The 12,256-nt window shown below is 41.4% G+C and carries 12 protein-coding genes; 7 read left to right on the top strand and 5 right to left on the bottom strand.

Annotation, left to right across the window (positions count from 1 at the left end; genetic code table 11):
* Nucleotides 1–76 precede the first annotated feature (76 nt).
* The gene (locus tag ACNQFZ_RS13165; RefSeq protein ID WP_458411799.1) at nucleotides 77–466 is read right to left on the bottom strand and encodes a DUF5661 family protein; all 390 of its coding nucleotides are present in this window, start codon (nucleotides 464–466) and stop codon (nucleotides 77–79) included.
* 396 nt (nucleotides 467–862) lie between these two features.
* Nucleotides 863–2,413 carry a stalk domain-containing protein gene (locus ACNQFZ_RS13160; RefSeq protein WP_458411798.1) on the bottom strand — a complete coding sequence of 517 codons (1,551 nt, stop codon included), beginning with the start codon at nucleotides 2,411–2,413 and terminating at the stop codon, nucleotides 863–865.
* A gap of 242 nt (nucleotides 2,414–2,655) precedes the next feature.
* On the opposite strand from ACNQFZ_RS13160, the gene ACNQFZ_RS13155 reads away from it, so the two are divergent.
* The 6 genes from ACNQFZ_RS13155 to ACNQFZ_RS13130 all read left to right on the top strand — a co-directional run bounded on the left by ACNQFZ_RS13155 (nucleotide 2,656) and on the right by ACNQFZ_RS13130 (nucleotide 7,674).
* Complete coding sequence (locus tag ACNQFZ_RS13155) at nucleotides 2,656–3,057, top strand: hypothetical protein (protein WP_458415385.1); 402 nt, start codon at nucleotides 2,656–2,658, stop codon at nucleotides 3,055–3,057.
* A gap of 330 nt (nucleotides 3,058–3,387) precedes the next feature.
* Nucleotides 3,388–3,594 (top strand): 4Fe-4S binding protein, encoded by a 207-nt coding sequence (locus ACNQFZ_RS13150; RefSeq protein WP_458411797.1) that lies wholly within the window; start codon nucleotides 3,388–3,390, stop codon nucleotides 3,592–3,594.
* Nucleotides 3,587–4,744 (top strand): 2-oxoacid:acceptor oxidoreductase subunit alpha, encoded by a 1,158-nt coding sequence (locus ACNQFZ_RS13145; RefSeq protein ID WP_458411796.1) that lies wholly within the window; start codon nucleotides 3,587–3,589, stop codon nucleotides 4,742–4,744. Before ACNQFZ_RS13150 ends, ACNQFZ_RS13145 begins: the two co-directional genes overlap by 8 nt.
* 3 nt (nucleotides 4,745–4,747) lie before the next feature.
* On the top strand, nucleotides 4,748–5,578 hold the full coding sequence (locus ACNQFZ_RS13140; protein WP_458411795.1) for a 2-oxoacid:ferredoxin oxidoreductase subunit beta: 831 nt from the start codon (nucleotides 4,748–4,750) through the stop codon (nucleotides 5,576–5,578).
* A 1-nt stretch (nucleotide 5,579) separates the two neighbouring features.
* The gene (locus tag ACNQFZ_RS13135) at nucleotides 5,580–6,131 is read left to right on the top strand and encodes a 2-oxoacid:acceptor oxidoreductase family protein (protein ID WP_458411794.1); all 552 of its coding nucleotides are present in this window, start codon (nucleotides 5,580–5,582) and stop codon (nucleotides 6,129–6,131) included.
* 31 nt (nucleotides 6,132–6,162) lie between these two features.
* On the top strand, nucleotides 6,163–7,674 hold the full coding sequence (locus tag ACNQFZ_RS13130; RefSeq protein ID WP_458411793.1) for an SLC13 family permease: 1,512 nt from the start codon (nucleotides 6,163–6,165) through the stop codon (nucleotides 7,672–7,674).
* A 144-nt stretch (nucleotides 7,675–7,818) separates the two neighbouring features.
* On the opposite strand, the gene ACNQFZ_RS13125 is transcribed toward ACNQFZ_RS13130, so the two are convergent.
* The gene (locus ACNQFZ_RS13125) at nucleotides 7,819–8,262 is read right to left on the bottom strand and encodes a cell wall hydrolase (protein ID WP_458411792.1); all 444 of its coding nucleotides are present in this window, start codon (nucleotides 8,260–8,262) and stop codon (nucleotides 7,819–7,821) included.
* A 22-nt stretch (nucleotides 8,263–8,284) separates the two neighbouring features.
* On the opposite strand from ACNQFZ_RS13125, the gene ACNQFZ_RS13120 reads away from it, so the two are divergent.
* Nucleotides 8,285–10,303 carry an FAD-dependent oxidoreductase gene (locus tag ACNQFZ_RS13120; RefSeq protein ID WP_458411791.1) on the top strand — a complete coding sequence of 673 codons (2,019 nt, stop codon included), beginning with the start codon at nucleotides 8,285–8,287 and terminating at the stop codon, nucleotides 10,301–10,303.
* 153 nt (nucleotides 10,304–10,456) lie between these two features.
* On the opposite strand, the gene ACNQFZ_RS13115 is transcribed toward ACNQFZ_RS13120, so the two are convergent.
* Both ACNQFZ_RS13115 and ACNQFZ_RS13110 read right to left on the bottom strand, forming a co-directional pair.
* Entirely contained in the window at nucleotides 10,457–10,759 is a 303-nt protein-coding gene (locus ACNQFZ_RS13115; RefSeq protein ID WP_458411790.1) for a hypothetical protein, read from the bottom strand.
* Nucleotides 10,760–10,926: 167 nt separating this feature from the next.
* Nucleotides 10,927–11,997 (bottom strand): SEC-C domain-containing protein, encoded by a 1,071-nt coding sequence (locus tag ACNQFZ_RS13110; RefSeq protein ID WP_458411789.1) that lies wholly within the window; start codon nucleotides 11,995–11,997, stop codon nucleotides 10,927–10,929.
* Nucleotides 11,998–12,256: the final 259 nt, after the last annotated feature.

Below are 12,256 nucleotides of genomic sequence, written 5' to 3'. Positions count from 1 at the left end.
ATGAATCAACACGTCATCTCCCTTGCTTACAGGAAAATGACGTGTTTTGTTTTTTTCCATGTACTTAATGATGGAATTACTTATTCCAATACGCTTTCGCTTCTTTCTCCAGAACTTTTAATCTTTTATAATAATCTGGAAACTCATTAAGATGGGCCCATGCAATTTTTCCAGTTAATAAAGGATCATCCCCGGTAACGTTTGTTTGACTCGATTGTTTTCCATGTTCAAGCTCCGTATTTACCCCCATCCAAAATTCATTTAAGTCAAACTTACTTTTAGTAAAGTCAATTCCTAAAAGCAAAGCGATTGCTGCCGCTTCCTCTTTAGAAAAACTAGTTCTTTCCCTGTTCAAATGATTTTTATTCATATTATTCGTATGAAACCTTGTGGGATGTGCAATATCCATACCATAGTTAGGATAATTAAAAAATTGGTTCATATACGGATTATTAGAGTAGTACAACCTTATCCACTCCCAAAAAAAGATAGTTATCAATACTATATGTTACCGATCAAGTTTGGGAATGAGATACGTTGCAATCAGTCATATTGATTTAAATTTTTATCTGTAAATATTTTCTAATTTTTTTCATTTTTATTTCATTCTAGGTGGTTATTCTGTATTTAACAAATAACTTACTGAAAGGGGAAATTTAAAATGGAAAGAATCAATTTATATTTTGTAAGCATTGCTGGCTTTGTAACAACTGCTTTAATTTTAACAATGGGTAGCCTTTTTATTGATTAATATGAGAGGATGCGCTTTAATTGAAAAACCAAACAAAAACGCCGTTTCCTTTGTTCTGGATACGGTGTTTTTGTCTGGTATTTTCAGATATTTGCTATTGCGGGCATAGTATTATTTTTTATAACCCACTTGAAGATAAATAGATCCAGTTGCACTAACATATTGTGCCTTCACTGTTCTTCCATTAGCGGTAAATTTCTCCGGTATGTCATCACGGTTGAAGTAATTCCATACACGATCTGCATCCTGGCCAAAATAAAGCTTAAATAATTCTTTGGCTACAATTGGGATGCGATACGATTGTTCAACACTAGGATCTTTCCATAAGAAAAATGACATTCCCACCTCTTGTGATTGACTTCCATCATACACTACTTCAATTCCTCGAACCGCTCCAAAAATATCAAAAACAGCACCATTGTGTGTAAATCCTAATTCATTTTGAAGTGTCTTATAGTTTACTTGTGGATCCTTGTTCCATTTTGACTTCAATGTAGGGGCAACCCATCCATCGGCGTACATTTTTCCTTTTGCTGGAGTTTTCCCGATTTTTATTACATCTTTCTTTACATAGCCAATATGATTTCCAACCTTAATTTTATACCAATTGCCCTGCGCTCCGTATATAAAAACTTGTTGGTTCTGCACGAGTCCTGTGACATTCGTTATACTTTCAGGTGCTGGAGTTACAATCGCCCATTTCGTTGCATAGCCAACATTATTAATAGGCTCTTGTAAAGTTGGAGGAAGTGCTCCAACATAGATGGTTGTTTTTTCTTTTTCCTTTACTGTTTCAACATAATAATGAAGACCGTCTGCAGAGGATAAAAATTCAATGGGCACAAAGATTTGTCCATTTTTATATATAGCCTTCGCATTTTCAGCCTCGGTATTGCCATTGACTATTTTTGTTTTCAATGGGACGATTCTAGTTCGATCTCTACTATTCAGCTGTGAATAATAGATGGAGGCTGCAGATTCACCAGCGGTTACAGTAGCAAAAGTTAATCCATTTAGTTCCACCTGGACTTTATTTTCGTAAGATTCAGGATTCCCACCCATTTGTTTTGCAACTTCATATAAAGGGACGTACGTTGTGCCCTCACTAATAAAGGGACTGAATGGTACTTGTTTATTGTTTACCATTAAAACGATTGGCCTATTGGCAATTTCATTTTTTACTGTTGAAGGAATTTCCCCTATATAGATCGTTGTTTTTGCATCATCATTTACAATTTCCACCGGATAAGTCATGCCTTTTCCGGATGCGATAAATTCAACGGGTACATAAACCTGGTCATTTTCATAAATAGCCTTTATATTCGCATTAACCTGCTCCCCATTGATTGTTTTGGTTTTCAATGGATAGAGGCTCCCATTCACAACACCTATTGTTTGACCAGCGGAAACACTTGCAACAAAACCATTTCCACCTTGAATCACAACTTTCTTTTGATAAGAAATGGAGTCCACTTCTTCTCCCATTTGTTCAGCAATTTCATTTAAAGGAACATAGGTAGTGCCATCGCTAATAAAGGGGCTGTTAGTAACCAACTTATTATTCACCATTAAAACTAAAGACGAGGTACTAGATGCAGCTTGTGCAAATGAAGGTGCTGCTAGAGAAAACAGTAGAATAATAGCTAAGAATAATTTTTTCATGCAATTCCTCCTAGGATAAAAGTAGTACATTTTCATTATAATCAGTCTATTCGGCAATTTACACTACTAAACTTCCACATCCTCATACTATTGGTACATTTATTTTTAAATAATAGTATTTCTTTACAGCAGCCACGATATTTTAAAAAGGCGTTGTATATATCAACATCTGTCCATTTCGGGTTGGAAATTTGCTACATAGTATGTACGGATAAAACGAAAAGGTGGCGAATTTATTGAATATGCATGATGATATGATGAATATGCAGGACCCTGTTACAATTGGAGCACATTGTATCCTACAGGTCAGAAATCGCTTTTTTCTTGTAGTCGAAATTGAAGTGGAAGCCGGCAATGTGGAATTCGAAGAGTTTGTGTTTATTCGAATCACACGCCAAGAAGCCATGGCATTGTTGAATTCGGGAGTCCCACGGTGCGAGATTTCAAGGCGTATACCAAGATCAGATGAATTAGACGTGGAATTCATTTGTGTACTGATTGTTGGCGGAATGGCATTTGCATTGTTTGATGTAGAAAATGATTTCGATGAGGCGGTTTTTGTCAGAATCTCATTAATCGAAGCACAGCGATTACTCCGTAAAGGTGCTAAACGCTGCACAATCATTGATAGATTACAAGGGTAATATATTTTGTAAAAATAATTGATTACCTCAAGGGGCTATCCAAAGAGTCATGCATTGGCTTTTTGGATAGCCCCCTATTTTTATTATATTTAAAAAGAAAATTAGTTTTTAAAATTCACTTCCTCATTTTTCATTCAAATCCTAACTAACCAACTCCTTCTATAATATTACAAAAGAGAATCAATTCCATTTTTCACTAAAAACTCACAAAGTTTTCATTATATGTCTATACCTTTCAAATTATCCAAGAATTATGATGTAGGTAAGGATCATTTAATAGGCAAGCCTGTTTATTAAGAGATTCAATATCTTTAGAAAGGGGATTGTTACATGTCCATTTTAATTAAAGATAATCTCTGCAAGGGTTGCGGCATCTGTGTAGATTTATGCCCCACGAATGTCCTAGCCATTAACTTACTGGAAAAAGTACAGGTAGTCGACCTTGCGAAGTGTACCCAGTGTCGACAATGCGAGATCCATTGTCCCGATTATGCTATTTTCATAGAAAAAGATAAGGGGGAAAAGCTATATGCCTAGAATTTTACTAATGCAAGGAAACAAAGCCTGTGCTGAAGGGGCCATTGCCGCTGGGGTAAAATTTTTCGGAGGATATCCTATTACCCCTTCTACAGAAATTGCTGAACAATTGGCTGACATGTTGCCAAAAGTCGGCGGTGTATTTATGCAGATGGAGGATGAGATTGGATCCATCGCATCCTGCATTGGCGCTAGTTTAACAGGAAAAAAAGCAATGACAGCCACTAGTGGCCCTGGGTTTTCACTTAAACAGGAAATGATCGGGTATGCTGCTGCAGCTGAAATTCCCTTGGTTGTTGTCAATGTACAACGGGTCGGCCCGTCTACCGGACAAGCTACACAGCCGGCACAAGGCGATGTGATGCAGGCACGCTGGGGTACACATGGTGATCATCCCATTATTGCTCTTTCTCCATCATCGGTAACTGAATGCTTTTATTTAACAATCAATGCCTATGCATTAGCCGAGCGTTATCGGACACCTGTCATTTTTCTAATGGATGAAGTAGTCGGCCATATGAGGGAGCGTGTTGAATTACCTGATCATTATGATGAAATCTCCAAGCCCCAACGCAAAGGGCCTTCTGTACCACCCGAAGAATTCAAAGCCTATCGCGCAGGAGAAGACTTGGTCCCTGAATTTGCGCCATTTGGAACTGGCTATCGTTGGCACGTTACCGGACTCATCCATGACGAAACCGGCTTTCCTAACACCTCCGATAAAGCTACCTCTTCTAGTATTGAAAGGATGCACAACAAAATTTATCGTCACCTTGATGACATTGTGCAAACAGAAGAATACCGGATGGAGGATGCCGAGCTGGCCATTATTGCTTATGGTGGAACCGCCCGGACAGCATACGAGGCCGTCGATCAAGCGAGAGCCATGGGGATTAAGGCAGGATTATTCCGCCCCATCACCATTTGGCCTTTTGCAGAAGAGCAGATTCGAAATTTAGGAAAACGCGTTAAAAACATCATTGTAGCAGAAATGAACTATGGACAATATTCGATTGAAGTTGAGCGAGCTATTGCTGGTCAGATACCGATAGCAAGACATCTCAAATACGATGGAACAGCAATCACGCCGGATGAGCTGCTTTCTACAATAAAAGCAGTCGCTCTCCCAGCGTTACAGGAGGTGCGTTAAGTTATGGCAGTGGAAATGGAAATGAAACAACTGGTAAATAAATATTTTCGCCCCGGCAAGCTTCCCCATATTTGGTGCCCGGGCTGTGGCAATGGAATTGTGACATCTTCCCTCATTCGAGCTATCGAAAAACTAGGCCTTGATCAGGATGAAACTGTCATTGTATCAGGTATCGGCTGCTCGAGCCGTGCTTCGGGGTATCTAGATTTCAATACCGTCCACTCTGCCCATGGCCGCGCCATTCCAGTAGCGACGGGAATTAAAATGTCAGAACCACGTTTAAAGGTAATTGTCATCACAGGTGATGGGGACGCCACAGCAATCGGAGGAAATCACCTGATTCACGCAGCCCGGCGCAATATTGATATAACCGTAATCCTATACAACAACAGCATCTATGGCATGACCGGTGGTCAGTTCTCACCTATGACCCCAACCGGTTCAAAGGCAACGACGGCTCCTATGGGAACGGTGGATCGCACCTTTGATATAGCAGAGTTGGCTAAAGGCGCTGGTGCAACCTTTGTTGCAAGAGGAACAACCTACCATGCAACAGCACTGACTAAACTGATTGCCCAGGCCATTGAGCATAAAGGTTTTTCAATTGTCGAAGCCATTACGGCTTGTCCCATTTCCTTCGGACGTCAAAACAAAAAAGGAACACCCGGAGACATGATTCAGTGGCAGCGTGATGCCGGTGTTGCACTTAGCAAATATGAGAAACTTAGTCCAGAGGATCGGGAGGGCAAGTTTCCAATTGGAGTCTTACACCAAAGCACAGCTCCAGAATATACAGAGGAATATGCCAAGCTTCAAAACAAAGGGGTGAAGTAAGATGAAGCAATTTCGTCTTTCTGGAACAGGTGGTCAAGGTTTGATTCTTGCAGGGATTATTCTCGCGGAAGCAGCTGTCTTGGATGGAAAATGGGCAATCCAATCTCAGTCGTATGGCCCAGAATCACGTGGAGGAGCAGCCAAATCTGAGGTAATCATATCCAAAAAACCAATCCATTTTCCAAAAGTAACCTGCCCGGATGTCCTATTAGCCATGAGTCAGGCTAGTGCTCTTAAGTTTATCAAGGACCTACCAGTTGACAGTATCCTGATTACTGACAGCCAATTTGTTAAAGACCTCCCTGCCTTCTCTGGTCAAATTTATGAACTACCCATTACGGCTACTGCAAAAGAAAAATTAGGAGGAATTATATCTGCCAATATGGTCGCTCTAGGTATATTAAATGAGCTTGTAGGAACAGTTTCCGAAGAGTCGTTGATTAGGGCTGTTCGAGAAAGAGTCCCAAAAGGAACAGAGGCAATGAATGAAAAAGCTGTTCGTATTGGTATTGAGTTAGCACAACAAACGAAAGGAGTGTTGACGTATGTCTAGCATCGCAGCCAGGTTTAGGAGCTCGCATGGTATGAATTCGAAAAAGGTGGAAACCACAGGAGGCGTTAGTGACGAAAAGAAAAAACTGAGAAGGAAAACGATTGCCTTGGTTGTAGCAGTCCTTTCCCTCATCATCATTTTGTTGTTGCCAACTCCAGCAGGATTATCGGTGGCAGGGCATCGAACGTTGGCAGTCTTAGCCTTTGCCGTAGTTTTGTGGGTAACTGAAGCTGTTTCTTATCCAGTCAGTGCGGCACTCATTACGGTCTTGATGACTTTACTATTAGGATTCGGGCCAAGCTTGGAAGATCCTACACAGGTAATGGGTACAAAAAATGCCTTAACCCTATCACTCTCTGGATTTAGCAACTCTGCTGCCATTCTAGTAGCAGCTGCATTATTTTTAGCAGCCGCTATGCAGGCAACGAAGTTAGACCGACGGATTGCGCTTACGATTTTGTCAAAGGTAGGCTCTCAAACAAAGAGCATTCTAATCGGTTCCATTCTTGTTGGCGTTGTCCTAGCCTTTTTTGTCCCAAGTACAACAGCTCGGGTCGGTGCCATCGTCCCAATTATTCTAGGGATGGTAGCCGCTTTCGGTTTGGAAAAAAACAGTCGCTTAGCTGCCCTATTAATGATCACTTCAGCTCAAATTGGTTCCATTTGGAATATTGGAATCAAGACAGCTGCTGCACAAAACATGGTGGCCATTGGATTCATAGAAGAAGCCTTTGGTAAAAGTGTAACTTGGGGGCAATGGTTCCTCTACGCTGCACCATGGTCCATCCTTATGTCCGTTCTTCTTTACTTTGTCATGTTGAAAGTTATACCACCAGAAATGGATAGCATTTCGAACGGAAATGAGATGGTAAGAAAACAATTAAACGAATTAGGTCCGATGACAAAGCCTCAAATCAGATTAACAATTATCTCTGTAATCTTACTTTTTATGTGGGCAACAGAAGGTACACTCCATGATATCGACACCACAACTTCTACACTCTTAGCTGTTGCCATCATGCTTACCCCTAAAATTGGGGTGTTCAGTTGGAAGGAAGCAGAATCAAACATTCCTTGGGGAACCATTATCCTATTTGCTGCCGGTATCTCTTTAGGAACAGTGCTTCTTAAAACACAAGCAGCAAACTGGATGGCCGCAACCATGTTCAGTAGCATCGGCATCTCTACATTATCTATCTTTGGCATCATCGCAGCTGTTGCTATATTCAACATCCTAATCCACCTTGGATTTGCCAGTGCAACAAGCTTAGCATCCGCTTTTATCCCAGTGGTCATTTCACTTGGACAAGGATTACACGGCTACTCAGTAGCAACCATGATCGGTATCGTATTGATTCAACAATTTGTTGTAAGCTTTGGCTTCCTATTACCAGTAAACGCACCACAAAATATGCTTGCCTATGGTACCGGTGCCTTTACTACAAAAGACTTCTTGAAATCAGGTGTTCCATTGACAGTGATTGGTTTGTTATTGATTTTACTCTTTACTGCAACCTATTGGAAATGGGTTGGATTGCTATAGTGGAACGCGAAGAAGGCCTTGTTGCGAGAGCAATGGAGGCCTTTTTCCCAATTAAAAGGATTTTCAGCATCACAAAAAATGCCGCCTCCCTTTAATCAAAGAAAACGACATTTCTAAAAGCTTATTCATCTACCGCTCCCCATCTTACCCTCCGGTATAAACGCTCCCACATGTTCCTGCCTTTGGTTCGTAATAACAATGATTTTTAAATTGTCCAGCAAAAGGTTGACCGTACCACGTTGGAGGGCATGGAGCATATGGGTTAAAATACCAAAGGGCAAATTTCCCAGGGTGCTGTGTCCAATAATCCAAATTTTGTTTTGCTAATCTTTTTTCAGCCGTTCTTGCTCTTTGATAAAATACATTCCCTTTTTGGACAGCTTCAAAAGAATAGTTTCCTCCTTGTACTTGAAAAATAACTTGCGGAACAGATCGTAAATCTTTAAAGTCTAAACAATTTGCTTTCACACGATTCACAATTACATTTCCGACATATAACATTCCCAGTTGTCCTTCACCCTCTGCTTCTGCCCTCATCATCCTTGCCATTAGGGCAATGTCAGAACTTCGGTAATTTATTCTTGGCATTTTTTCACCCCCAAAATATAGTATGAAAAAAGCTTACATTGTTGCCTATAATCCCCTTTTCTTTTTAAAAACAAAGGTCTACAAACAGGTACATTGGCCATACTATTTAGTACAAGCACATGCTAAGATTCTATTAAATATCAAACTAGTAAGGATGCGGCCAATGAAGGATAAAATGAAGGGTACCATCATTATCTTTTTATTATTTTTTATACTCACTCTTACTTCCTGTAATACTGCAACGAATAAAACTCCAGTTGGTTCTGCAACAACCAATGCCCCCACATCGCAGACGCAAGAACACGCCGCATTGAAGAATCATGCTCTGCTGGGGATGCTGAATTACAGGAACCCTACTCCCGTTGCTAAATATGACGTTGTTGTTGTCGGCAGTGAGCCTGAGGGAATTATGGCTGCCACTGCCGCCGCGCGTGAGGGTCAAACAACACTCTTGATCGATAAGAAGCCCATTGTTGGCGGCTTGTACACCATCGGAAAGCTTAACATGATTGACATAAACTGGTCACCTACAAAGATTAGCGTAAATAAAGGCCTTTTTCTCGAATTTTATAAAAAAATAAACCATCGCACCTCATTTGATATAAACTTGGCCCAGCAAGTTTTTGAGAAAATGCTTCGGGATGAAAAAAAGATTACGGTACAGCTTGGCGCACAAACCATCCACCCTATCATGGATAAAAATCACGTTCAGGCGCTTGTTTACAAGGATGCATATGGGGTGGTAAAAAAAGTGGTTGGCAAGCAATTTATTGATTCCACCCCTGACGCTGATTTTGCTGAGCTAACTGGGGCCCACTTTACAATTGGACAGGAAGATTTTCGTGGTGCGCCCAAAATGATGGCCGTTACACTCTTGTTCGAGCTCTCCGGGGTTGATTGGAATAAGGTGCAAAATTTCCTCAATTCCGATGAGGAGATTTATTCAGGCGCCGATCAATTTTCCGCCTGGGGCTATGGAAAAGTGATGAAGCAGTTTGTGCCAAATCATAAAAATGTGCGCATGCGTGCGTTGAACATTGGTAGGCAAGATAACGGACATGTGCTGATTAATGCTTTTCAAATTGTTGGCATCAATGCCCTAAATAACGATGAACTGCTGATAGCTCGAGGCATTGCCAATGATGAGTTGCCAAAGGTTACGAATTTCTTACGCAAACATCTTGTAGGATTTGAACATGCGAAATTGGTAAGTATTGCGGATGAGGTTTACGTGCGGGAAACACGTCATTTGGATGCCGAATATAGGCTGACGGTGGATGATGTCCTCGAGAACCGGGACTTCGCTGACCGCATTGCGTTTGGGAGCTATCCCGTTGATATGCAGGCGGCGACGCTCGCAGAAGGCGACATTATCGTTGGCAACCCTGATCAATATGCGATCCCGTTTAGAAGCATCGTTCCGAAAGGTTTTGACAACCTGCTCGTGGCAAGTAGAAGCGCTGGTTATGATTCCTTGGCACATGGAAGTGCGAGGACCGTTCCAATCGGCATGACCGTTGGCCAAGCCGCTGGTGTTGCTTCGGCATATGCTAATCAGGAAAAAATAGATTTTCAAACACTGATTGGTGATAGTGGGCATATGCAGAGCATTCAAGCTACCCTGAATCGGAATGGCGCTGGACTCGAGCCAATCCCGCAGTATCGGAATCCAATTGTTCAACATTGGGCCTATGAGGGTATAATATTTTTGCGAAGTTTTGGTCTCATCGAGGCTGGGTATGACAATCAATATGACATGGAAAAGCCGCTGTCAAAAGGAAAATTCATTGAATCTATTCGGAAGGTTGCCCAATATACAAAAGCTACGGTCCCAATAGAGTTCCCTTTTGCAGCGGATGACCAGCCTTTAACGAAAGAGGCATTGGTTAACTTTTTGAGTGCTAATGCGGTATCACTTGATTCGCTAACGCCGACCACTGTTGAGCGACTGCAAAAGGAATCGCCTGTTTCGAGAGCAGTTGCCTATATGGCAATAAGAGAGTTTTTTGAAGAGAAAGCACCGCGAATTTTTGAAAAGTAAGCTTGGGCGTCCGTTGGGGCTGGCACCGTACTGTAGGTGGTGTGCCCAAAAGTGCCACAAGTGGGATCCGCACCCTACAGCACGGAATTTCATTATCAAATAAGGTCATTTCTTCTTTTGGTGATGATAAAAGCCGGCTTCCATCATCAAACCTTATTCTTCCATCCTTTGGTGATGATAAAGGCCGGTTATCATCATCATTCCTTGTTCTTCCTCCCTTTGGTGATGATAAAGGCCAGTTATCGTCATCAAACCTTGTTCTTCTACCCTTTGGTGATGATAAAGGCCAGTTATCGTCATCAAACCTTGTTCTTCTACCCTTTGGTGATGATAGAGGCCAGTTATCGTCATCAAACCTTGTTCTTCTACCCTTTGGTGATGATAAAGGCCAGTTATCATCATCATTCCTTGTTCTTCTGCCCTTTGGTGATGATAAAAGCCGGTTTTCATCACCAAACCTTGTTCTTCTGCCCTTTGGTGATGATAAAAGCCAGTTATCTACTATCAACCGGGAACTCTGCGGCATTTAGTGAGGATATCCCTATCTTATCCCTCAAAAAAAGAGTGATAGCCACCCCACTACCGGGGCATACCTATCACTCTTCATCATACCTTCAACCTAATCACTTCACACACAATTCCTTAATCTCTTCTTCCAGCACACACGCCATCTCGCGTGAACGCGTGCTCACGCTGGTAATGGATGCTTCGTAAAGCTCAGCCGTAGCTTTCTGGGTGCGGCGATATACCGGGAATACTTTATCTACTAATAAATAATGCAGGGCCGCCGCATATATTTTTTCATTTTTAATGGTCGGCTGTTTTTTATGGTAATACTTCAGCCATAACGTACTGCCTGCCTCAATCACGGATTCCGGCATGTCTTCACTTTGAACTTTTTCTTCTAAAAGATTAACCACCGCTGCGGCCTGGGCATCAACTCCAACACAAACCTCGGACTCTGCTTCAATCGTATCAAGCTCTTGATCAGACATGAAGATATCAACAAGGTCTAAGAAGTTTTCTTGTAAAAATGCGCCCGTATCGCGTGTGCCTTCCCCTGCCCCACCATTTACGGCAACAAATTTCCGGCACACAAACGACTCAACACTATCCGCCATTTCATCTTCAAACGACAATACAGACGTGAAAAACACCGCCACATCATCAGTAAACGGAACAATATATCCAATCAACAAGGCCCCTTGATTTGGCACCTCTGTCAGTTCATCTATCACTTTTACATTCTTTACTTCTTTTGAAAAGATATCACGGATCAATAGGCTGCGCCCGTCCGCTTTCACCACTCTAACAACAGAAGGCTCTTTGCCAACCCAAGAGTGAACGATTTCTTGAACGCGTGGACGTAGATGTGAAAGACGTGAAGCGCAAAAATGTTCAAGCGCTGTTTTTCCGTCCAGAATCTTACCTGTAAACAACACCCATAAACTTACAAAGAAATAAAAAGAATCCCGCATATTCTCTGGAGGATTGTACTTACTCATGATTGTTACTACGGCATCAGCGAATTCAGAATGGGTGAAAGCCTGTTTAAGTAGGGCAGACTGATTCTCTACAACCTCCCGCTCAAGAATTGCTTGCACCGGGTCATCGTTCCCCTTCAATGCACAGCATTTCTTATATTTTTTCCCACTGCCACAAGGACATGGGTCATTTCTCTTAATATCATGCATGTAAAATAGTCTCCTTTCAAAACAAAACAAGACGACAATACTACTATTTTATACCTAACCTATTTAATTTTAGTAGATTTAGACGATTCAATCAATGAATTTATTGCAATCTCCACGAAAACACTACCAATCCTCACTTTTGCTATTCTCTAATACTATCATATTTCCTCCCTTTTCTGTTATATTCGACATTGAATGAAACGTTTATTTAAAACTCATGGATTCAAAAAATGGTACATATAATTTTATAAACAATCTT

The organism is Schinkia acidoalkalinis, from assembly GCF_054301215.1.
This window is presented reverse-complemented; position numbering and strand designations above follow the sequence as displayed.

Coding starts and splice junctions, on each gene's coding strand:
- ACNQFZ_RS13160 (WP_458411798.1), bottom strand. CDS start 2,413: ATGAAAAAATTATTCTTAGCTATTATTCTACTGTTTTCTCTAGCAGCA.
- ACNQFZ_RS13155 (WP_458415385.1), top strand. CDS start 2,656: ATGCATGATGATATGATGAATATGCAGGACCCTGTTACAATTGGAGCA.
- ACNQFZ_RS13150 (WP_458411797.1), top strand. CDS start 3,388: ATGTCCATTTTAATTAAAGATAATCTCTGCAAGGGTTGCGGCATCTGT.
- ACNQFZ_RS13145 (WP_458411796.1), top strand. CDS start 3,587: ATGCCTAGAATTTTACTAATGCAAGGAAACAAAGCCTGTGCTGAAGGG.
- ACNQFZ_RS13140 (WP_458411795.1), top strand. CDS start 4,748: ATGGCAGTGGAAATGGAAATGAAACAACTGGTAAATAAATATTTTCGC.
- ACNQFZ_RS13135 (WP_458411794.1), top strand. CDS start 5,580: ATGAAGCAATTTCGTCTTTCTGGAACAGGTGGTCAAGGTTTGATTCTT.
- ACNQFZ_RS13130 (WP_458411793.1), top strand. CDS start 6,163: ATGAATTCGAAAAAGGTGGAAACCACAGGAGGCGTTAGTGACGAAAAG.
- ACNQFZ_RS13125 (WP_458411792.1), bottom strand. CDS start 8,262: ATGCCAAGAATAAATTACCGAAGTTCTGACATTGCCCTAATGGCAAGG.
- ACNQFZ_RS13120 (WP_458411791.1), top strand. CDS start 8,285: ATGAAAAAAGCTTACATTGTTGCCTATAATCCCCTTTTCTTTTTAAAA.
- ACNQFZ_RS13110 (WP_458411789.1), bottom strand. CDS start 11,997: ATGCATGATATTAAGAGAAATGACCCATGTCCTTGTGGCAGTGGGAAA.